The following is a 20,656-nucleotide window of genomic DNA, read 5'->3' as shown; positions in this document are numbered from 1 at the left end:
ATGGCAGAAAAAATTGAACTTCATGGACATGAACTAGAATTTTTGAAAAATAATGGGAAAGCAGTCATAGAAATTGATTTAGGTGAAGTTACTGATGAATGTTATTTGATTGATGTTTTTTCAGTTGATCAAACTGATTATGTAGCTTTGATATCTAGTGATTCAAATGAAATATATATTTTCTATTATGAAGATAGTTTTGAAAATGATGAAATTGACTTAAAAGTAGTAGATGATGAAGAAGAGCTAGAAGAAGTTTTTCATTTATTTACTCATTATTGGGACGATGAATCTATAGATAATCTTGTAGAAGATTACAACACAGATATTGAATCATTCGAGCATGATGAAGAAAGTTTAGATGAATAATCCTTACTATACAATAAGTGATTACTACAAAAAAACATATGGAGAAAAGGTATATAAATTACCTGTAAAATTATCATTAACTTGTCCGAACAGAGATGGTGCAGCTTGCTTTGGTGGTTGTATTTTTTGCAGTGAATCAGGTGGTAGCTTTGAAAATCTACCTTCCTTTATGACAGTTGATGATCAGTTAAACAAAAATAGAGAATATATAGGTAAAAAATATAAAGCTAAAAAATTTATAGCTTACTTTCAAAATTTTACTAATACTTACATGAGTTTATCTGAATTTAAAGAAATTATAAGAGCTTGTGACAAGGATTATATACTAGCGGTTTCTATATCTACTAGATCCGACTCCATTACAGAGGATAAGCTTATCTTTTTAAAGCAATGGAGTGAGATTACTGGTAAGGATATAGTTATTGAAGTAGGGCTTCAAACAGCCAATTATAAAACTTTGGAACTATTAAATAGAGGTGAAGATTTAGCTGATTTTATTGAAGCTTGCAATCTTATTAATAAATATGGATTTAGAATATGTGCCCATGTAATATTATCTCTACCATGGGATGATATAAAAGATATTAGACAAACTGCAAGAATTTTAAATGTACTTAATATTAAAGAAGTAAAAGTTCATTCGCTATTTGTTATAAAAGGTACTAAGCTTTCTAAAATGTATAAAAATGGCGAAGTTAAAATGCCTAGCAAAGAAACATATGAGCGTAATGTTATAGAATTTTTAAGATATATAAAACCCGATGTAGCCGTTCAAAGACTGGTTGGGAGAGCACCTAAAGAAGAAACTGATTTTTGTAATTGGAATACTTCATGGTGGCTAATTAGAGATGAAATAATTGAGATAATGAATAGCTGTGGGTATACACAAGGTGATAAATCCCATAAAGTTATTTATGATAAAATTAAGGGGGAATAATATGCTTTATTACGTAGCAGGACAATCAGGAGCAGGAAAATCACAATATTTAGTAGAAGAAGCTAATAAGGAAAAGGAAAAAGATATTAGTAATATTGTTTACATTACAACAGATGAAGAAAGAAATAGAATTCTAGATCACAATGTAAGAGTAATTAATGCTAAATCTTATGATATCAATTGCAAATGCTCATTCAGAGGATTTTTAGCTGGTATACTTGCTCGTGACTATGATATAGGAAAAGTTTATGTAGATGGAATATATGAGCTAGTAGATATAAATAAAGACAATATTGAAAAGCTATCTGAAAAATTAAGCGAACTTTCAGAATATGCAAAAGCAGATATTTACGTAGGTTTAGATTGGTCAAAAGAAGATATTCCAGAAACAATTAAAGCTGAAGTTATACAAGCTAACCTTTAAAAATTACTCGTGGCCGTCTCATATGAGGCGGTTTTTTAATTATTATGAATGAAAATGAAAAATTAAAACTATTTGAAACATTTAGAAAGGAATCTATAGATTTATTAGATGAGTCAAAAATAGATAAGGATTCTTTTTTATCAAATAACTTAGCTTACATAGAAAACTTAGATTTGAAACCTTTTTCAACAATAAATAATATAAGTCAAGCAATTTATAACTATCAGTATTATAATTTAATGGCTAAAAAAACTAACCTTAAGGCACAGGAGATATCTCATAATCCAAAAAAGAAAAAGAGTTATTTAAAATTAATAAATCAAAGAGAAAATTTTTACCATCTTAAAGACTTAGCTACTCTTAGAGTTTTGGAATTAATTGATTATAAGGACGTTGATTCTTATTTTATAATTTTAAAGTCAAAGAGATTACAAGGAAAAATTTTTGAGATACATGTAAATTCTATAGAAAAAGTTATATTACATTCAAAAAGCAAAGTTATTTTAGAAAAGTTAATAGAAAATGAAGTTTTTTCCAGTGAACCTAGAAAATCTCTTATTGATTCATATGTAAATAAATCTTATTAATATGATTGAAATAGTAATAGAAAAAAACGATGCAGATCAAAGATTTGATAGATTTTTAAGAAAATATTTTGAAAATGCTCCTTTATCAGTAATACAAAAGAATATTCGCAAAAAAAATTTTAAAATAAATAATAAGAGAGCTAAGGCGGATACATTTGTTCGAGAAAATGACAAAATTAAAATGTATATTTCTGATGAGAATTATAATAATTGGATTACTAAAACGGATTTTAAGCCTTCTGATTTTAAGCTCGATATAGTTTATGAAGATGATAATATTATTCTAATGGATAAAGAAAGTGGTCTACTGACACACTCAGCTAATAAAAATGATTATGGTAATAATTTAGTTGATTTTATGCTATCATATTTATATAAAACAAAGCAAGTTAACAAAGCAGATAAAACTTTTAATCCAGCAGTAGTAAATCGATTAGATAGGAATACAGCAGGAATAGTTATAGGGGCTAAGAACTCGCTTGCCTTAAGATCACTAAATGAGGCTATTAGGAATGATAAAATTGAAAAATACTATCTTACTATAGTAAAAGGGGAAGTTAAAGAATCTTTTACAATTGATACTAGCATAGAAAAAAATGAGAATAGAAATAAAATTAAGTCTTCTAAAAATGGATCAAGAGTTATAACCCATTTTAAGCCTTTAGAAAGCAATGGACAATACAGTTTACTTGAATGTAAGCTTGTTACAGGTAAAACTCACCAAATAAGATTTTCACTAGCTAAAAATAATACTCCAATAATTGGTGATAGAAAATATGGTGATAAGAAAACAAATAAAATTCTTAAGGATAAGCTAGGTATAGATAATCAAATTTTGTTAGCTTATAAAATAATTTTTAATGATATAAAGAATTTAGAATATTTGAAGTCACAAAGTTTTGAATCAAAAAAGAAGAATGAATTAATAAGACTTAAAGATAAAGTATTTAATTTATAAAAAAAGAGGATATTATGGATAAAGTTATAGGAATTGATCTAGGAGGTACAAAAATTAATGCATGCCTTATAGATCAAACAGGAAGAATTCTTGAAAGAAATTCTATAGAAACTGAAGCTAAAAAGGGTCGTGATGTTGTTCTAGAAAATATAAAAAAAACCATTTATGGTCTAAATTATAAAGAAGCTAAAGCTATTGGCATAGGTACTCCAGGATTTATAGATGCGGAAAATGGAGTAGTTACATTTGCTGGTAATATTGATGGATGGAGTGGTCTAAATTTGAAAAAAGCTGTTGAAAAATTTGTAGATATTCCAGTTTTTGTAGAAAATGATGCAAATATAGCACTTTTAGCTGAAAAATGGATTGGAGCTTGCACAGAATCCAAGGATATAGTTATGGTAACACTTGGAACAGGAGTCGGAGGAGCTGTTTATAATGAAAAAAGTGGATTATTATCTGGATCCCATTTTCAAGGCGCAGAGTTAGGACATGTAATTTTACATCCAGGTGGGGATTATTGTACTTGTGGTCAACATGGTTGTGCTGAAGCATATTGTGCTGGTACCGCTCTTACTAAAAATTATAAAAAACTTACTGGTGATGAACTAACTGGAGAGCAAATATTGAAAAGAGTTTATAAAGACCCTAAAGCTAAAGAAGTTTTAGAAATATATCAAGAAGATCTAGCATATTTTTTAACTAGCCTTAGAAATATATTTGATCCAGAGGTTATAGTCATAGGAGGAGGAGTTATACATTCTAAAGATATATGGTGGGATGGAATGATTGAAAAATTTAACGATATTTGTAATAACACTCTTAATGTAAGTGTAATGCCAGCCAAATATCTAAATGATTCTGGAGTTATAGGAGCAGGGAAAATAGCGTTTGAAAGGGTAGAAAATGGAAAATAACAAAGTTTTGATCCTGGATGATGAAGACTCAATAAGACAATTTATGAAAATAAATCTTGAATATCAAGGCTATCAAACTGTAGAAGCATCAAGTGGGGAAGAAGCCATTAAGGTATTTGAACAAGAGGATCCATCTGTAGCTATACTTGATGTAATGCTGCCTGGTATTAGTGGATACGAAGTTTGCCAAGTTATTAGAGAAAAATCTCCTAAAACAGGGATCATTATGGTGTCAGCTAAATCTCAAGATATAGATAAGATATTAGGCCTTGAAAGAGGAGCGGATGATTATATTATAAAACCGTTTAATCCTCAAGAGCTTATTTTAAGAGTTAGATCTCTTATGAGAAGAGTTAATTTAACAGCAGAAGTAAAAGAAGAAAGTAATTCTAAGATTCTTACTGATGGACCTTTTACTCTTGACTTATATTCTAAAACTTTTTATAAAGTAGAAAACGAAATAGATGTAACTCCAACAGAATTTGCTATTCTCAAAAATTTCATACAAAATAAGGGAAAAGCTATGACCCGTAATGAAATAATGGAGGCAACTTGGGGTGAAAATTATAGTAATGATACTAAAATAGTAGATGTAAATATAAGAAGAATTAGAGCTAAGATAGAAGAAGACCCAGCTAAACCTCAATATATAGAAACGGTCTGGGGTACAGGTTATAGATGGAAATAAAAAATACAGATAATCAATTTTTTAAGGCAAATACTTCATATAAATATACAATTATGAGAATTATAATGCTTTTTGTAATTACGGTAGTAATTGGTTTTGAAATATTTGCCTTAAATTCTATAAAAAATTATTACCAATCATCTTTGGTAGGTTCTATGCTTAATCAAGCAAAAATAAATCAGTTACAATTTAATAATTACGCTAATAAATATGATCTTGATGATATAATTATTGGTGATAAAAATGCCTTTTATAGGAGCAATGAAACTCAAGTCCAAATTTTAGATAATTCTGGGATAGTATTATTTGATTCATCTGCAACAAGTGAAGTAGGTAAAGAGTTGGTAAAAACTGATGTTTTGGAAGCTAAAGATGGTAAAAAAGCAACTTTTAATCATACAAATGAAGCTACGAATGAAGAAGTACTATCATTATCATATCCTTTAATAGCAGGAGATAGCCAAGCTGGTATTTTAAGACTAACTTCTTCAATGAAAAAAGTTAACCAAAGAGTTAGGGCTGATATGATCTTTTATATTTTATTTGGAATAGTTATTATTGTTTCAGCTTTTTTTGTATCTCTAATCGTATCACAAAAGGTAGTTGCTCCTATATTAAAGCTTATTGATGTTTCTGAAAAACTTGCAGCAGGAGATTTCAATGCTAAGGCAGATACTAGTGGCAACAATGAACTTTCTGAGCTTGGGTCTACACTTAATTTTATGAGTGAAAATATAATAAAAAAAGAAGATATGAAAAATGAATTTATATCATCTGTTTCTCATGAACTAAGAACCCCTCTTACATCTATTAAAGGATGGGCGGTAACTTTACAATCTAAAGAAATTCAAAAAGATACTGATATGCTAAATCAGGGTTTAAGTATTATTGAAGGAGAGGGAGATAGACTTTCTATGATGGTAGAAGACTTACTTGATTTTTCAAGACTTCAATCTAGTACTTTTAAATATGAAAAAGATAAGCTTGATATAGTATCATTAGTAGAACAAGTTCATACTCAGCTATCACCAAGAGCAGCAAATGAAAATATTAATTTTACTTTTACAAGTATATATAAGTCGATAATGGTATTTGCTGATAAAAATAGAATGAAAGAAGTTTTTATAAACATTATAGATAATGCTATTAAATTTACTCCTGATGGGGGGGATATTGATATTTTAATCGAACAAAATGATAGTAATGTTTCTATAAGTATAAAAGATAACGGAGAAGGAATAAAAGAAGATGAGATAGCCTTTGTTTCTAGTAAGTTTTATAAAGGAAGCTCGTCTAAATCTCAGACAGGTTTAGGCCTATCTATTTGTGAAGAGATTATAAAAGCTCATGATGGTAAGTTAATTATAAAAAGTAAGTATGGTAGTGGTACTTCAGTTATAGTAGAAATTCCGAGGTTAGAAGATGATAAAGAGGCTTAAAATTTGTTTACTATTCATATTTGTATTAATAATGAGTGCCTGTTCAAAAACTAATCCAGAAGAATTAAATGAACTAATACTTACTCCAGAAACTGACAAACCTGTTCTTGCTGGCACATGGCAAGTTAGTGATATAGAAGAAATAACTGCATCAAATAATGATTATCCCAAAATTGGAGATAAACTATATATTAGTAAGAATCTTGTAGCTTTTAACGACGAATATGCTTTCCCTCCTACTTTTACTTCAAAATATGTTAACTTAGAGGACTATTTGATAAATAGAGGGTATGATTTTGAAAATATAGATAAAAATGAAAATGTAGTAGTAGTAGATACTTCTCAAGGTCAGTATTTTGCTAGAGACTTTGTACAAAGAAGTCCAGATGAGATATTTTTTATTGCTAATGATAAGATAATATACTTATCTAGATTATCGGATAGTGTAGATGCTGAAATCGTAGATAAATATGCAAAACTTGCAGCCAAAGAAAGATCACAGTCAGAAAATCAAAAAGATTTAATGGATGATACAAGTGTTCTAATAGGGGTTAGAGAAAGAACAGACTTAGCTGATAACCAGCAAGAATATAATTATTATACTTATTTATTAAGTATTAAGGATGATGGAAATATAAGCTACGAAAAAGCACCGGATATCTTTTTAAGAGGACAGGATGAATATTGGAAAGTTAGATCATTTAAAAATAGATTTTCTGGTTTATATGATAATATAGAAGCTTTTCCAGTAAGAATTGAAGATAGTATGAATAAGCAAGAGAATAGTGAAAGATATAGCTTCCTAGATTTTGATATGAATATAAAAATTAATTATGTAGATTTAGATTACATATCTTTTTCCTATCTAAGTAGCTTATCTGATAATACAATTAGTAAATATGGCGTGGTATCAACAAAAGATTTAGAGGATAATAATTTAATAAATATAGATGAATTTACTGGGGAAAATGATGCGTACGAACAACTTAGAAATATGGTTGTTAATGAAGCTACCAGTAAATCAGCTGATTTTAATCCAGATGATCTGATAATAGAATCCAATAATTTTGGTATAGTAAGAGATAATGGTTCTTGGGTAATTCAAACTTCAATATATACAAAAGATAGTCAGAAAAAAGCATCAAGCCAAGTACCTATTAGAAATTATTTAGAAGAAAGAGTTAATATTAATTCGGATATTAATAAAGATCAAGTCAAAAATATTAATTCTCAAGCTAAAGACTATTTTATAATAGGCAATGACGCTTATATACTAATACAAACAGCTGATGAGATTTTAGTTCATAAAATTATCGACAATGAAATTGAAAAAGATCCTATTTTTTCAATATCTACTCCTAATCCTACAGGTGTAGTATCATTCGATCAACAAATAGGGTCTAATGCAGAGCTTTTAGAAAATTCTTTTAAAAATTTAAATACGATAGTAGAATCTGACTAGTTTTATTGAAAGAGATTTATTAAAATGATATCATAATTAAAGGAGAAATAATGGAAATAGTATTTGCAACTGGAAATAAAGATAAAGTAAATCAAATAAAATTAATGATAGATGATATAGTTTTAAAGACTCCAGAGGACTATGGATTAGATGATTTCGAGGTTGTAGAAGATGGAGATAGTTTAAAAAAAAATTCCTATAAGAAAGCCAAAGCTTTAAATGATATTTTAGATAAGCCAACTATCGCAGATGATACTGGATTGTTTGTTAGATCTATAGATAATAGACCAGGAGTTAAATCTCATAGATATGCGGGAGAAGATGCAAGCTATAAAGATAATCGTGATAAGTTACTAAATGAGCTTTCTGATAAAAATGATCGTTATGCTTATTTTGAAACTTGTATATGTTATATAGACGAAGAAAAAAATACTCATTATTTTGAAGGTAGGTTAAAAGGAGCAATAACCTTAGAAGAAATAGGTGAATATGAATTTGGTTATGACCAAATATTTATACCAGAAGGGCTAAATAAAACTTTAGGTGAAATGACTAAAGAAGAAATAAATGAAATTTCTCATAGGGCAAAAGCATTTAATAAATTTAAAGAATATATAAGTGAGAACTAGGATGAAAATACTAGTTACAAGTGACACACATGGTTTATATTCATATGTAAGTGACTATATTATCTCTAATCCCGATATAGATTTATTAATTCATGCAGGTGATGGAGTGGATGATGTAAAAAATATAGTCTATGAAACAAATATAAATTATCATGTAGTAAAGGGTAATAATGATTTTTTTACAAATATTGCCTATGATAAAATTTTGGATATAAATGGATATAAAATATTTTTAACTCATGGACATAAATATGAGGTAGATATGGGTTATAATAAAATACTAAAAGTAGCAAAGAATAATGGATGTGATATAGCAATTCATGGGCATACTCATAAGTATTATCAAAAGAGGGAAGATGAAGTTTTATTACTAAATCCAGGCTCGCCGTCATTACCTCGAGATAATAATCCGGGATTTTTAATTATGGAATTAGAAGAAGACTTAATCAGTATACAAAGAATAAAAATTAGTGAGGTTAATTAATGACAGGCTTAATAAATATAATAAACCAGTATTCATCGGAACTTAATATACTACCAATAATAGTAGTGATGAATATAATAATTAGCTTACTAATACATTTTTTGTCAAAAAAGAAATTTACTAAATTTATACCATCAATAGTTATAGGTATTGTATCAATAATATTATTGATATATTCCATATCAATATTTACTAGTCCAAGAGGATTATACCTAGCATGGATTGCCATATTTTTAGGCTCAGCAGCTTTGGTTGGGGTATTTACATGCTTCATTATAGACCTGATTATTTCTATAAAAATAAACAACGAAGAGTTAAATAATAATCAACCATTAAGAAAAGCTAGTAAAAAAAGTAACTCTTACAAAGCAAGTAAAAACAAGAAAAATAAAGAAAAGAATAATACTAAATTTCATACAAGAAAGATTAGTAAAACTGATACAGTTAAGGCTAGTAGAAAAAATGATAAGATTAGCAAAGCTAAGATAGTTTTCGAATCAGAAGATAAATAATTAACTAAAGAGGTATTTGTATGCAAAAGGCAGCTTTTTTTGATATTGATGGCACTCTATTTAGAAATAGTTTATTAATTGAACATTTTTTGCTTCTAACAGCTGATGGAGTAATAGCAAAAGAAGCTTGGGAAAATGAAATAGGTCCTTTATATGATAAATATCAAAATAGACTTGGTGCTTATGAAGATTATTTAGATAAAGCTTCTTTGGTATACCAACAAAAGCTTGCAGGATTAGATAAGGATACTATTGATAAGTACTCCAATATAGTTATAAATCAAAATAAAAATAAAGTTTATATGGTTACCAAAAAAGCAGTAGAGAATCATAAAAAAACTGGATATAAAATTTTCTTTATTTCTGGATCTCCACAATTTTTGGTAGAACATTTTGGAAAAATTTATGGTGCTGACGAAAGTATTTCAACCATATATGAATTTGATGATACCAATATTTTTACAGGAAAAGTAACTCCAATGTGGGATAGTCGTAGTAAATTAAATGCTGTAATGATGTTAGAAAAGAAGTATAATCTTAATTTAGACAGTTCATATGCTTATGGAGATACTAATGGAGATATAACTATGTTTCAACTTGTAGGGAATCCACATGCAATTAATCCTTCATATGAACTAATTAATAAGCTTTATACAGATAATGAATTAAGAGCTAAAACAGTAATTGACATAGAAAGAAAAGATGTCAATTATAGTTTTAGACTAAATGATATGAAGGCAAGCTTTAAAAAGTTTTAAAAATTTAATGTATAAATTTTTATTTTAAAATTCTTTTGAGCTAAATTCTTAGTAATATATACAATAATAAATTATATACGTATATTTTTACTAATAATTTAGTTTTTTTGTTTTTTTAGAAAAATATTTCTAAATAATAATATGATATTTTATGTTAGAATAGTTACACGAGGTAATAATTAATGAAGGCAAATGTTAGTGAACAATATCCTATAATTGAAAAACTTGAATATAATTTTTTAATAAATGAAGATATATACTCATTTAACACACTTATGTCTTTATTATATGATAAAAACTTTGTTAAGTTTTCTAAAAATGATTACTACGCAAAAGATTATGTAATGAAAAATCTTAAGAAATATTTTTGGAATCTAAGTGATATAGATCAAATCATAAATACTCTAGAATCATCTATAACTTCAGATCTTAATAGATATGAATATTTAATATCTATTAAAGCTCAATATAGAGCTTTCAAGGATAAAAAAATGATTGATGAATTAGAGTGTGATTTAATAAATGAATTTGGTGTAACATATCTAATGAATAATATATACGGAGCTTATAATAGACTTGATCCTAAACTCGTAGAATTAAGTTTATCCTACAAAGATAAGATTTATGATGACAAAGACTTGGTGTCAAAACTTAAAGATAATATGGGAAAATTTTGTGATCTAAAGATAAAAGATGAAATTTATATCTTGGATCAATCAACGCATAAACAATTGAGATTTGATACTAATAACATATACACAGAAGATATAACAATAAACCAAACAAGAAAAATATATCAAAAATCAGTTTCCTACTTATATAAAACAATTGTTGATATATATGCTGAGTATTATTTTAGGGGATTGATGAGAGAAGTATTAGAAAGATATCAATAGAGCTTTTATAAGCTCTTTTTATTTGAGAGAAATTATGAAAATATTAGGAATAGATCCAGGGATAGCAATAATGGGTTATGGAGTTGTTGAATTTGAGGCAAATAAGGTTAAAGTAATAGAAAATGGTGTAGTTACAACATCTAGCAAGACTACAACTCCAGAGAGACTTAGCATTCTTTATAAGAATTTAAATGAAATTATAAAAGAATTTAAACCAGATGAATTTGCTATAGAAGAATTATTTTTTAATCAAAATGTTAAAACAGCCATAACTGTAGGACATGCTAGGGGTATTCAAATTTTAAGTGCTCAAGAAAATAATTTGCCAATTTATGAGTATACACCCCTTCAGATAAAGCAAGCAATTACGGGTTATGGTAGGGCTAACAAAAGCCAAATGCAAAAAACTGTAACTACACTTTTGAACTTAAAAGAAATACCTAAGCCTGATGATGCAGCAGATGCGCTTTCTGTTGCACTTTGTCATGCTTTAAGTCAAAGATTTAAAGAAAATTTTAGGATGAATTAATGATTTCATATATTATTGGAGATGTTAGAGAAATAAATGAAGAATCTTTTGTTATAGAAAATAACAATATGGGTTATCTTATAAAAAGTTCTCTTTCCACACTAACTCTTGTAGAATTAAATAACGAATATAAAATTTATACATCTCTTCAAGTTAGAGAAGATGATATGTCACTTTATGGGTTTTATTCTAAGGATGAATTAGATATGTTTTTATTATTAACATCTGTATCATCTATAGGTCCTAAGAATGCTATTGGCATACTTTCTTCTTTAGGAGTTGAAGATATTAAATTAGCTATAGTAAATAATGATATAGATACTCTTACCAAGGCAAAAGGAATAGGTAAAAAAACTGCTAGCAGAATTATTTTAGAGCTAATGGATAAGGTGAAACTTATGCCATCTGTCGATAAGGAAACTATTAAATCTAGTACTCCTATAAATGAGGATATGGATGTTGCAAAGGAAGCTTTAGAAAATCTTGGATATGCCCAAAATGATATTGAAAGAGTATTACTTGAGTTAAAAGATTCGGACTTATCTTTAGAAAATATTGTTAAGGAAAGTTTAAAAAGACTTATATAGGTGGTTTTTATGTATGATGAAAATGAAAGAATTGTAGGTTCCAATGAATTAAAGGAGGATCTTACTAATGAAAATTCTATAAGACCTAAGTGGTTAAATGAATATATAGGTCAGGATAAGGTCAAAGAAAAACTAGATATATTTATTAAATCTTCTTTAGAAAGAAAAGAACCACTAGACCATGTTCTTTTACAAGGACCTCCAGGGCTTGGCAAAACTACTTTATCATCAATAATAGCAAATGAATTGGGGGTTAATCTTAGAGTAACAAGTGGGCCTGCTATAGAAAGACCATCAGATCTTGCAAGTATCTTAACCAATCTTCAATATGGAGATGTTTTATTTATAGATGAAATACATAGGATAAATAGATCTGTAGAGGAGATATTGTATTCTGCTATGGAAGACTTTGTACTTGACATAATAGTAGGAAAAGGTCCCAATGCTCAATCTATTAGAATAGATTTAGAAAAATTTACTCTTATAGGTGCAACCACAAGAAGTGGTATGTTATCAGCACCATTAAGGGATAGATTTGGTGTAATGCTTTCATTAAATCTTTATTCGGCAGAGGATTTAACAACTATTATAAAGAGATCTGCAGATATTCTTAACATCGAAATAGATGATCACGGTGCCTATGAAATAGCAAAAAGATCTAGAGGAACACCTAGAATTGCTAATAGATTATTAAAAAGAGTTCGAGATTACGCTATAGTAAAAAAAGATAAAAAAATAGATCATGAAACCAGCAAGGAAGGCCTTAATTTACTTGAGATAGATGAAATGGGACTTGATACTATGGATAAAAAAATAATTATGACTATGTATCAAAACTTTAATGGTGGTCCAGTAGGCATAGATACTATAGCTGCCTCTACTGGTATTGAAAATGTAACTATAGAAGATGTATATGAACCATATTTGCTCCAGATAGGATTCTTGTCGAGAACACCTAGAGGTCGTGTTCTAACAAGATTTGCGTATGAGCATTATGGATTAAGATTTGAGGAATAAATGAAGACAGATGATTTTGATTATTATTTACCAGAAGAATTAATAGCCCAACACCCAGCAGAAAAAAGAGATCATGCTAGATTACTTGTACTTGATAAAGAGACTGGAAAAACAGAAGATAAATATTTTTATGATATCATAGATTATCTTGATCCAGGTGATGTCTTAGTAATGAATGATACTAGAGTAATACCGGCAAGACTTTTTGGCCATAGAGAAAGTAAAGAAGAATCTATAGAAGTATTCTTGCTTACAAATATAGAAGGCAAAACTTGGGAATGTTTAGTCCGACCTGGTAAAAAAATGAAAATAGGAACAAACGTAATATTTTCTGAAGAATTATCAGGAGAAGTTAAGGATATAAAAGAAGATGGAAATAGGATTATAGAGTTTTGCTATGAAGGAATCTTCAATGAATTGCTAGATAGATTAGGTAATGTGCCTCTACCACCTTATATAAAAGAAGAACTTCAAGAGCCTGAAGAATATCAAACTGTATATTCAAAAAATCCTGGATCAGTCGCTGCTCCAACAGCAGGACTTCACTTTACTCAGGAACTTTTAGAAGAAATAGAATCTAAGGGTATAAAGCTTGCCTATTTAACCTTAAATGTAGGACTTGGAACTTTTAGGCCAGTGAGCGTAGAAGATGTAACAGATCATAAAATGCATAGTGAATTTTACACTATATCAAAAGAAACTGCTGATATCATAAATAAAGCTCATAAAAAAGGTAATAAAGTTATAGCAACAGGAACTACCAGCATTAGAACTTTAGAGTCAGTATATAAAAAGAATGGAAAAATACAAGGAGATTCAGGATGGACAGATATATTTATTTATCCAGGATTTAAATTTGAAGTAGTTGATGCAATGATAACCAACTTTCATTTACCAAAATCCACTCTTGTTATGTTAGTATCTGCTTTTTCATCTAAAGACATTATATTAAACGCATATGAACATGCAGTTAATGATAAATATAGATTTTTTAGTTTTGGCGATGCCATGTATATACATTAAGGAGAAATATGGGACTTAAATTTGAAGTAATAAAAAAAGATAAAAATTCCAACGCAAGAGTTGGTGTTATACACACAGCTCATGGAGATATTCCAACTCCTATATTTATGCCAGTCGGCACACTTGGAACTGTAAAGACAATGTCTGTAGAAGAGCTAGATCAGATGGGAGCAAAGATTATTTTAGGAAATACCTATCATTTATATCTTAAACCTGGCATGAATATTATGAGACAAGCTGGGGGACTACATAAGTTTATGAACTGGAATAAGCCAATACTTACAGATAGTGGTGGATTTCAAGTGTTCTCTCTTTCTGAACGTCGAAAAATAAATGAGAATGGGGTAGAATTTAGATCTCATATAGATGGATCAAAGCATTTTTTTACTCCTGAAAAATCCATAGAAATTCAAAACGACATACATTCAGATATAATGATGAGCTTCGATGAATGTGTAGAGGTCCCAGCAGACTACGATTATGTAAAGCAATCAATGGAAAGAACTATTCGTTGGGCAAAACGAGGACTTGATTATCATAAAGAACATTCTTATAAAGATCAATCACTATTTGGAATAGTCCAAGGGGGAATGTATAAAGATTTAAGAGAAAAATCTGCAATTGAGACAACAGCTATGGACTTTGATGGATTTTCTATTGGTGGACTTTCTGTAGGGGAAACTAAAGAAGAAATGATAGATATTCTAAACTTTACTACTCCACTATTGCCAGAAGATAAACCGAGATATAACATGGGTGTGGGAACTCCTGATTATCTATTTGAGTCATACCAAGCAGGGATAGATATGGCTGATTGTGTGTTACCAACTAGAATAGCAAGAAATGGTACTGCCATTACTTCACATGGTAGACTAGTGGTAAGAAATGCAGCTTATATGGATGATTTTACTCCTCTTGATTCAGAGTGTGATTGCTATACATGTAGAAATTATTCTAGAGCCTATATTAGACATTTAGTTAATGTAAATGAAATATTAGGAGCTAGGCTTTTATCTTATCATAACTTATATTTCTTACTGAAGATGTGTGAAAATATTAGGCAAGCTATTATGGAAGATAGGTTCTTAGAATACAAAGAAGAATTTTATTCTAAGTATGGTTATTAATGAAAATTGAATATTTAATACTAATTATCCTTTGCTTTGGATTCTATCAAAAGTCTATAAAAGATGATATCAAATTCCGAAAAAATAAAGAATTTATAAATGATAATTTAGAAATAGGATGCCATATAGTAACACAATCTGGTATTATTGGAGAAGTTACTAATATTGAGGGCGAAATTATTACTATTTTGAGTGGAGATAATGAATCTATAAATAAATTAAAAATACAAAAATCAGAAATAAAAAATATAATTTCTTAGAGGCATAGTAGCCTCTTTTTCTTTATAAATTGTTAAAAAATGGTATAATTTTTCTATATGAAAGGGTGATGCAATGAGTAATTGGTTTATATATAATAAGAAAGAAAACTATATTAATAATCTGAAAAATGAGAATATAACAAAGCTTCAAGCACTTGTTTTAGGAAATCGTGATATAGTTAAACCCAGCACTGTGGATATGTTCTTAAGACCAAGCTTATCAAAGTTGCATGATCCTTTTTTACTTGAAGATATGGATAAAGCTGTTGATCTTATTATGGAAACTATGAAAAATGGTGGAGAAATTAGAATCTTTGGTGACTATGATCAAGACGGCATAGCTTCTGTAATGACTCTTTTAGATGGGTTATTATATTATTATGATTTTATTAGCTATGATATCCCACAAAGAGTCAAAGAAGGTTATGGTATATCTGTTAGTATGGCTAAAAAAGCTATTGATGATAATGTTAGTTTAATAATAACTTGCGATAATGGTATAACTGGATTTGAACAAGTAAAGATGCTAAAAGATGCTGGAATTAATGTAATTGTTACAGACCACCATGAAATAGAAACTAATACTAATGGAGAATGGCAAAGTCAAATTTTACCAGAAGCTGATGCTGTCATAAATCCTAAAAGATTAGATTCATCATATCCATTTGATGATTTATGTGGAGCAGGAGTTTGCTTTAAGTTAATGACTGCTTTATTTAATAAATTAGATGGTGATTTAGACTATCTTTTTGGATTACTGGAATATGTAGCTATGGGAACAGTTTGTGATATGGTGTCTCTTACTGATGAAAATAGGATTTTTGTTATAGAAGGTTTAAAAAGATTAAATTATACAGATAAATTAGCCATTAAAGCAATACTTGAAGAAAGTTCATGGGATAAGGAAATAGACGTTTATACATTAGGATTTATATTAGGACCAACTATGAATGCAACAGGTAGATTATCAACGGCGAAAGATGCTATCAAGCTATTAATGGAAGAAGATATTGACGAAATTTATAGCTTAGCAAAAGACTTAGTAGAATTAAATAACGAGCGTAAAACTTTAACCGAAGAAGGTTTAGATAAATGCATAAAAATTATAGAAGAAAATAACTACTATAAAGATGATGTAATTGTTGTATATGAAAACTCTATAAACGAGTCAATATGTGGAATAGTAGCTGGAAGAATAAAAGAAAAATATTATAGACCAACTATTATTCTCTCTAGTTCTAATACTGAAGGTCTTGCAAAAGGGTCTGGTAGATCCATTGATTCTTATAATATATATGAAGAAGTATCAAAATATAAAGATAAGCTAGACTCGTTTGGTGGTCATCCAATGGCTTGTGGTTTATCCATTAAAACTAATCTTATAGATGATTTTAGAAAGTTTTTAAATGAAAACTCAAAGCTAAATCAAAAGCAAAAGGAAAAAGTAATTAATATAGATAAAGCCATAGATATATCAAAATTATCTTTAGAATTTGCTCAAAGTCTTAAAAGTCTAGAACCATTTGGTAAAGACTTTGAAAAGCCTATATTTGCTGATAAAAAAGTAGTAATAGCAAGATGCGATATGATTGGCAAAGATAAGAAAACCATGAGATTATCACTTCAAAAAAATGGAACTTATATCAATGCTATAAAATTTCATGCAGTAGATGAATATGAATATTTAAAAGAAAAATATGGAGATAATATTGTAGGTAATAAAATCGATATTGTGTATTACCCAGATGTCAATGAGTTTAGGGGCAATATAAATCTTCAGTTAAAACTAATTGATATAAGATGAGGTAAATATGACAACAGACTTTAAAGAAGAATATGAAGAATTTAAAAAAAATATATTATATAATAATCCTAATGCAGATATTGATTTAATAAAAAAAGCATATTTTTTTGGTGAAATAAATCATAGAGGCCAGAAAAGAAATTCAGGAGAAGATTATTTCATCCATCCTATAGCTGTAGCTACGACATTATCAAACATGAAGCTTGATGATCAGACAATCTGTGCAGGACTAATGCATGATGTTTTGGAAGATACAGAAGTTACTTATGATGAAATGGAAGAAAAATTTGGTCATGAAATAACTTTCTTAGTAGATGGAGTAACCAAGCTTAAAAACTTAAATTATAGTTCTAGAGAAGAAAAACAAGCTGAAAATATTAGAAAAATGGTCATGGCAATGAGCAATGACGTAAGGGTTGTTTTAATAAAGCTTGCTGATAGACTCCATAATATGAGAACTTTAGAATATAAGACTCGTGAAAAACAAGTTCAAACAGCTACGGAAACCTTAGAAATCTATGTTCCTCTTGCTCATAGACTTGGAATATATTCTATAAAGTGGGAACTAGAAGACTTATGTTTTAGGTACCAAGAACCTGAAAAATATTATGAACTTGCAGAGATGGTTTCTCAAAAAAGACGTGAAAGAGAAGCATATATCAATGAAATAATAGAGACTTTGACAGAGTCCTTGCAAGGTACCAATATAGATTTCGAGATAAGTGGTAGACCTAAATCACTTTATTCAATTTATAAAAAGATGATGCGAAATAATATCGTATTTGAAGAAATATATGATTTAACAGCAGTGAGAGTATTAGTGGATACTATAGCAGAATGTTATGAGGTTTTAGGTAAGGTTCATTCACTTTGGAGACCCATACCAAATAGGATAAAAGATTATATAGGTCAGCCTAAACCTAATGGATACAGATCACTTCATACGACTGTTTTTGGTGAGGATTCTAGACCATTTGAAGTTCAAATAAGAACTCGCCAAATGCACAAAGAATGTGAGTACGGTGTTGCAGCTCATTGGAGGTATAAAGAAGGTAAGACAAAAGAATCGGATTTTGATGATGCCATGGAATTTTTAAGACGTATTATGGAATGGCAAAGAGAAGGTGGAGCTGATGAAGATAGTAAAGCTTTTATGGAAACTCTAAAAACCGATTTCTTTTCTAGAGAAATATATATATATTCTCCTGCTGGAGAAATCTATTCCTTACCAATTGGCTCATGTGCTATAGACTTTGCTTATAAGATTCATACTGAAGTGGGCAACAAATGTATAGGAGCAAAAGTAAATGGAGCAATTGTTCCTATAACTCAAAAGCTTAAAACAGGTGATGTAGTAGAAATCTTAACGAGCAAAAATTCGAAAGGCCCTAGCAGAGATTGGTTAAATATAGTAAAAAGTAACCAGGCTAAGAATAAGATCAAGCAATTTTTTAAAAGAAATGAAAAAGAAGAAAATATTGAGCTTGGTAAAAATCAAGTTATTAAAGATATAAAAAAACATAGATCAGCCTATAAATCTTTACTAAAAGATGATTGGATAAATGATATATCAAATGAGCTAGGTTTTCCATCTGAAGAAGAAATGTATGCTTCAGTTGGTTATGGTAAAATCACAAGTGAACAAGTTGTTCAAAAACTCCTGAAAAAAGAAAAAGAATTAGAAGATAAGGATAAGGATTTATCAAAATCAATCGAGTTTACTAACAAAGAAAATCAATCAAATAATTCTAAGGGAGAGGTAAGAGTTAGTGACTTTGGAGATGATATAGAAGTTAAGTTTGCAAAATGCTGTACACCAGTTCCAGGAGATTCAATTATTGGTTTTATTACTAAGGGCAACGGTATATCAGTACATACCAAATCTTGCCCAAATATAATTAAGACACATGCGCCAGAAAGACTTATTGATGTTTATTGGCAAAATGAATCAACTGATAAGTTTCCAGTTAACATACAAATTGTTTGTGCAAATTCTCCAACAGTAATATATGATATTACCAAAATGATAACTACTGTAAATGTAAATATTTCTGGAATGAATGCTAGACTTACTGATAGTCAAGAAGGAATTATAGATCTTACAGTTGAAGTTAATAGCACAAGCCAGTTAGATGATGTTATAGCAAAATTAAAATCTATAAATACAGTTTATAGTGTATATAGGGTGAATAATTAATGAGAGCAGTAATACAAAAAGTTACAAAATCAAATGTAGTAGTAGATAATGAAGAAATATCAAATATAGACCAAGGTTTGTTAGTTTTACTAGCTGTAAAAGAAAACGATGATAAAGATGATCTAGCCTATATTAAAAAGAAAATAGAAAAGCTTAGAATATTTGAAGATAATGAAGGTAAGATGAACTTATCTATAGAAGAAGTGGGAGGAGAGATACTCTTAGTATCTCAATTTACTCTTTATGGAGACGTAAGAAAAGGAAATAGACCAAGTTTTATAGACTCTGCAAAACCAGATAAAGCAAATGAATTTTATGAAATATTAAAAGAAGAACTTATTGCTGATGGTTTCTCTGTAAAAACAGGTAAGTTTCAAACTCATATGGAAGTTAGTCTTACAAATGATGGACCTTGTACTATAATATTAGATAGTGAGAGGATATTATAAATGCAAATAAAGAAGTTTACTCTAGGACCAGTTCTAACAAATTTATATGTAATGAGCGAAAATGGTCATGGATTTATAGTAGATGCAGCGGATAAAAGTGATTATGTAACGGACTATATAAAAGAAAATAAAATTGAAATAGATTTTATTTTGCAAACACATACTCACTATGATCATGTACTGGGTTTAGAATACTATAAAAACTTATATAATGTAGATGTATATGCTTCTAGTGAGTCAAAGCAAATTGCTAATGATTTAAATTATAACCTTGGGTTTAATTACCCTAGTTTATTCGTACCTATAGATAAGTATTTAGAAGATGGTGAAGTTTTTAGCGATTTTAATATAAAAGCTATAAAAACACCAGGACATAGCTTGGATTCTATAAGTTATCTTATAGGAAATAGTTTATTTAGTGGAGACACTTTATTTAATTTATCCATTGGTAGAACTGATTTACCAGGTGGGAATTATGCTACTATTATGGAATCATTAAATAAATATAGGCAACTTAATCCAAATACTGATGTATATTCAGGACATGGAGAGAACACAAATCTTTATTATGAATTAGAGAATAATCCGTTTTTAAACTAAGGA

Annotated in this window: 24 protein-coding genes; all 24 read left to right on the top strand. The window is 28.9% G+C overall.

All coding sequences use genetic code 11. From position 1 onward, the window contains the following. The 24 genes from ABXG81_RS05345 to ABXG81_RS05230 all read left to right on the top strand — a co-directional run bounded on the left by ABXG81_RS05345 (nucleotide 1) and on the right by ABXG81_RS05230 (nucleotide 20,653). Nucleotides 1-369 (top strand): DUF1292 domain-containing protein, encoded by a 369-nt coding sequence (locus ABXG81_RS05345; RefSeq protein ID WP_117521553.1) that lies wholly within the window; start codon nucleotides 1-3, stop codon nucleotides 367-369. Beyond that, nucleotides 362-1,306, top strand: coding sequence for a TIGR01212 family radical SAM protein (locus ABXG81_RS05340; protein WP_117521555.1), 945 nt, complete (start codon nucleotides 362-364; stop codon nucleotides 1,304-1,306). The genes ABXG81_RS05345 and ABXG81_RS05340 overlap by 8 nt, the downstream gene beginning before the upstream one ends. Before the next feature lies 1 nt (nucleotide 1,307). Continuing rightward, on the top strand, nucleotides 1,308-1,730 hold the full coding sequence (locus tag ABXG81_RS05335) for a hypothetical protein (RefSeq protein ID WP_117521557.1): 423 nt from the start codon (nucleotides 1,308-1,310) through the stop codon (nucleotides 1,728-1,730). A gap of 44 nt (nucleotides 1,731-1,774) precedes the next feature. Beyond that, nucleotides 1,775-2,317 carry a DUF6648 family protein gene (locus ABXG81_RS05330; RefSeq protein WP_245325694.1) on the top strand — a complete coding sequence of 181 codons (543 nt, stop codon included), beginning with the start codon at nucleotides 1,775-1,777 and terminating at the stop codon, nucleotides 2,315-2,317. A 1-nt stretch (nucleotide 2,318) separates the two neighbouring features. After that, the gene (locus ABXG81_RS05325; protein WP_316110966.1) at nucleotides 2,319-3,275 is read left to right on the top strand and encodes an RluA family pseudouridine synthase; all 957 of its coding nucleotides are present in this window, start codon (nucleotides 2,319-2,321) and stop codon (nucleotides 3,273-3,275) included. Nucleotides 3,276-3,289: 14 nt separating this feature from the next. After that, nucleotides 3,290-4,192, top strand: a complete 903-nt coding sequence (locus tag ABXG81_RS05320) for an ROK family protein (RefSeq protein WP_209813945.1) — start codon at nucleotides 3,290-3,292, stop codon at nucleotides 4,190-4,192. Further along, on the top strand, nucleotides 4,182-4,880 hold the full coding sequence (locus ABXG81_RS05315) for a response regulator transcription factor (RefSeq protein WP_353528453.1): 699 nt from the start codon (nucleotides 4,182-4,184) through the stop codon (nucleotides 4,878-4,880). The genes ABXG81_RS05320 and ABXG81_RS05315 overlap by 11 nt, the downstream gene beginning before the upstream one ends. After that, a complete protein-coding gene (locus ABXG81_RS05310) occupies nucleotides 4,871-6,319 on the top strand; it encodes a HAMP domain-containing sensor histidine kinase (protein ID WP_209813947.1) in 1,449 nt (482 codons plus the stop codon). Before ABXG81_RS05315 ends, ABXG81_RS05310 begins: the two co-directional genes overlap by 10 nt. Further along, the gene (locus ABXG81_RS05305; RefSeq protein WP_117521569.1) at nucleotides 6,303-7,781 is read left to right on the top strand and encodes a hypothetical protein; all 1,479 of its coding nucleotides are present in this window, start codon (nucleotides 6,303-6,305) and stop codon (nucleotides 7,779-7,781) included. The genes ABXG81_RS05310 and ABXG81_RS05305 overlap by 17 nt, the downstream gene beginning before the upstream one ends. A 50-nt stretch (nucleotides 7,782-7,831) precedes the next feature. After that, on the top strand, nucleotides 7,832-8,410 hold the full coding sequence (rdgB, locus tag ABXG81_RS05300) for an RdgB/HAM1 family non-canonical purine NTP pyrophosphatase (protein ID WP_117521571.1): 579 nt from the start codon (nucleotides 7,832-7,834) through the stop codon (nucleotides 8,408-8,410). A gap of 1 nt (nucleotide 8,411) precedes the next feature. Continuing rightward, nucleotides 8,412-8,894 (top strand): metallophosphoesterase, encoded by a 483-nt coding sequence (locus tag ABXG81_RS05295; protein ID WP_353528450.1) that lies wholly within the window; start codon nucleotides 8,412-8,414, stop codon nucleotides 8,892-8,894. Continuing rightward, a complete protein-coding gene (locus tag ABXG81_RS05290; RefSeq protein ID WP_181965124.1) occupies nucleotides 8,894-9,406 on the top strand; it encodes a hypothetical protein in 513 nt (170 codons plus the stop codon). Before ABXG81_RS05295 ends, ABXG81_RS05290 begins: the two co-directional genes overlap by 1 nt. Nucleotides 9,407-9,426: 20 nt before the next feature. Further along, nucleotides 9,427-10,164: an HAD family phosphatase gene (locus ABXG81_RS05285; RefSeq protein WP_117521575.1), complete on the top strand. Its 738-nt coding sequence runs from the start codon at nucleotides 9,427-9,429 to the stop codon at nucleotides 10,162-10,164. 182 nt (nucleotides 10,165-10,346) lie between these two features. Beyond that, nucleotides 10,347-11,060 carry a hypothetical protein gene (locus tag ABXG81_RS05280; RefSeq protein ID WP_117521577.1) on the top strand — a complete coding sequence of 238 codons (714 nt, stop codon included), beginning with the start codon at nucleotides 10,347-10,349 and terminating at the stop codon, nucleotides 11,058-11,060. 34 nt (nucleotides 11,061-11,094) lie between these two features. After that, nucleotides 11,095-11,589: a crossover junction endodeoxyribonuclease RuvC gene (ruvC, locus tag ABXG81_RS05275; RefSeq protein WP_117521579.1), complete on the top strand. Its 495-nt coding sequence runs from the start codon at nucleotides 11,095-11,097 to the stop codon at nucleotides 11,587-11,589. After that, the gene (gene ruvA / locus ABXG81_RS05270; protein WP_316112505.1) at nucleotides 11,589-12,176 is read left to right on the top strand and encodes a Holliday junction branch migration protein RuvA; all 588 of its coding nucleotides are present in this window, start codon (nucleotides 11,589-11,591) and stop codon (nucleotides 12,174-12,176) included. Before ruvC ends, ruvA begins: the two co-directional genes overlap by 1 nt. A gap of 9 nt (nucleotides 12,177-12,185) precedes the next feature. Further along, entirely contained in the window at nucleotides 12,186-13,193 is a 1,008-nt protein-coding gene (ruvB, locus tag ABXG81_RS05265) for a Holliday junction branch migration DNA helicase RuvB (protein WP_117521583.1), read from the top strand. After that, nucleotides 13,194-14,216, top strand: coding sequence for a tRNA preQ1(34) S-adenosylmethionine ribosyltransferase-isomerase QueA (queA, locus tag ABXG81_RS05260; protein WP_209813955.1), 1,023 nt, complete (start codon nucleotides 13,194-13,196; stop codon nucleotides 14,214-14,216). It abuts the gene before it with no gap. Nucleotides 14,217-14,224: 8 nt separating this feature from the next. Next, nucleotides 14,225-15,343, top strand: coding sequence for a tRNA guanosine(34) transglycosylase Tgt (tgt, locus tag ABXG81_RS05255; RefSeq protein WP_117521587.1), 1,119 nt, complete (start codon nucleotides 14,225-14,227; stop codon nucleotides 15,341-15,343). After that, nucleotides 15,343-15,603 (top strand): preprotein translocase subunit YajC, encoded by a 261-nt coding sequence (locus ABXG81_RS05250; protein WP_117521589.1) that lies wholly within the window; start codon nucleotides 15,343-15,345, stop codon nucleotides 15,601-15,603. Before tgt ends, ABXG81_RS05250 begins: the two co-directional genes overlap by 1 nt. A 73-nt stretch (nucleotides 15,604-15,676) precedes the next feature. Beyond that, the gene (gene recJ / locus ABXG81_RS05245; protein ID WP_117521591.1) at nucleotides 15,677-17,407 is read left to right on the top strand and encodes a single-stranded-DNA-specific exonuclease RecJ; all 1,731 of its coding nucleotides are present in this window, start codon (nucleotides 15,677-15,679) and stop codon (nucleotides 17,405-17,407) included. Between the two features lie 7 nt (nucleotides 17,408-17,414). Next, nucleotides 17,415-19,604, top strand: coding sequence for a bifunctional (p)ppGpp synthetase/guanosine-3',5'-bis(diphosphate) 3'-pyrophosphohydrolase (locus ABXG81_RS05240; RefSeq protein WP_117521593.1), 2,190 nt, complete (start codon nucleotides 17,415-17,417; stop codon nucleotides 19,602-19,604). Beyond that, nucleotides 19,604-20,053, top strand: coding sequence for a D-aminoacyl-tRNA deacylase (gene dtd / locus ABXG81_RS05235; RefSeq protein ID WP_117521595.1), 450 nt, complete (start codon nucleotides 19,604-19,606; stop codon nucleotides 20,051-20,053). The genes ABXG81_RS05240 and dtd overlap by 1 nt, the downstream gene beginning before the upstream one ends. Continuing rightward, nucleotides 20,054-20,653: an MBL fold metallo-hydrolase gene (locus tag ABXG81_RS05230; RefSeq protein WP_117521597.1), complete on the top strand. Its 600-nt coding sequence runs from the start codon at nucleotides 20,054-20,056 to the stop codon at nucleotides 20,651-20,653. The last annotated feature ends 3 nt before the right edge of the window (nucleotides 20,654-20,656 follow it).

The organism is Anaerococcus nagyae (genome assembly GCF_040364225.1).
Taxonomy (GTDB): Bacteria; Bacillota; Clostridia; order Tissierellales; family Peptoniphilaceae; genus Anaerococcus; species Anaerococcus nagyae.
This window is presented reverse-complemented; position numbering and strand designations above follow the sequence as displayed.

Bases quoted from the DNA above. Each gene is read 5' to 3' on its own strand.
- queA (WP_209813955.1), top strand. From the start codon at position 13,194: ATGAAGACAGATGATTTTGATTATTATTTACCAGAAGAATTAATAGCC.
- rdgB (WP_117521571.1), top strand. From the start codon at position 7,832: ATGGAAATAGTATTTGCAACTGGAAATAAAGATAAAGTAAATCAAATA.
- ABXG81_RS05240 (WP_117521593.1), top strand. From the start codon at position 17,415: ATGACAACAGACTTTAAAGAAGAATATGAAGAATTTAAAAAAAATATA.
- ruvA (WP_316112505.1), top strand. From the start codon at position 11,589: ATGATTTCATATATTATTGGAGATGTTAGAGAAATAAATGAAGAATCT.
- ruvB (WP_117521583.1), top strand. From the start codon at position 12,186: ATGTATGATGAAAATGAAAGAATTGTAGGTTCCAATGAATTAAAGGAG.
- dtd (WP_117521595.1), top strand. From the start codon at position 19,604: ATGAGAGCAGTAATACAAAAAGTTACAAAATCAAATGTAGTAGTAGAT.
- ABXG81_RS05330 (WP_245325694.1), top strand. From the start codon at position 1,775: ATGAATGAAAATGAAAAATTAAAACTATTTGAAACATTTAGAAAGGAA.
- ABXG81_RS05290 (WP_181965124.1), top strand. From the start codon at position 8,894: ATGACAGGCTTAATAAATATAATAAACCAGTATTCATCGGAACTTAAT.
- ABXG81_RS05305 (WP_117521569.1), top strand. From the start codon at position 6,303: ATGATAAAGAGGCTTAAAATTTGTTTACTATTCATATTTGTATTAATA.
- ABXG81_RS05285 (WP_117521575.1), top strand. From the start codon at position 9,427: ATGCAAAAGGCAGCTTTTTTTGATATTGATGGCACTCTATTTAGAAAT.
- ABXG81_RS05345 (WP_117521553.1), top strand. From the start codon at position 1: ATGGCAGAAAAAATTGAACTTCATGGACATGAACTAGAATTTTTGAAA.
- ruvC (WP_117521579.1), top strand. From the start codon at position 11,095: ATGAAAATATTAGGAATAGATCCAGGGATAGCAATAATGGGTTATGGA.
- ABXG81_RS05320 (WP_209813945.1), top strand. From the start codon at position 3,290: ATGGATAAAGTTATAGGAATTGATCTAGGAGGTACAAAAATTAATGCA.
- ABXG81_RS05295 (WP_353528450.1), top strand. From the start codon at position 8,412: ATGAAAATACTAGTTACAAGTGACACACATGGTTTATATTCATATGTA.
- ABXG81_RS05325 (WP_316110966.1), top strand. From the start codon at position 2,319: ATGATTGAAATAGTAATAGAAAAAAACGATGCAGATCAAAGATTTGAT.
- ABXG81_RS05230 (WP_117521597.1), top strand. From the start codon at position 20,054: ATGCAAATAAAGAAGTTTACTCTAGGACCAGTTCTAACAAATTTATAT.
- tgt (WP_117521587.1), top strand. From the start codon at position 14,225: ATGGGACTTAAATTTGAAGTAATAAAAAAAGATAAAAATTCCAACGCA.
- ABXG81_RS05335 (WP_117521557.1), top strand. From the start codon at position 1,308: ATGCTTTATTACGTAGCAGGACAATCAGGAGCAGGAAAATCACAATAT.
- ABXG81_RS05315 (WP_353528453.1), top strand. From the start codon at position 4,182: ATGGAAAATAACAAAGTTTTGATCCTGGATGATGAAGACTCAATAAGA.
- ABXG81_RS05340 (WP_117521555.1), top strand. From the start codon at position 362: ATGAATAATCCTTACTATACAATAAGTGATTACTACAAAAAAACATAT.
- ABXG81_RS05310 (WP_209813947.1), top strand. From the start codon at position 4,871: ATGGAAATAAAAAATACAGATAATCAATTTTTTAAGGCAAATACTTCA.
- ABXG81_RS05250 (WP_117521589.1), top strand. From the start codon at position 15,343: ATGAAAATTGAATATTTAATACTAATTATCCTTTGCTTTGGATTCTAT.
- recJ (WP_117521591.1), top strand. From the start codon at position 15,677: ATGAGTAATTGGTTTATATATAATAAGAAAGAAAACTATATTAATAAT.
- ABXG81_RS05280 (WP_117521577.1), top strand. From the start codon at position 10,347: ATGAAGGCAAATGTTAGTGAACAATATCCTATAATTGAAAAACTTGAA.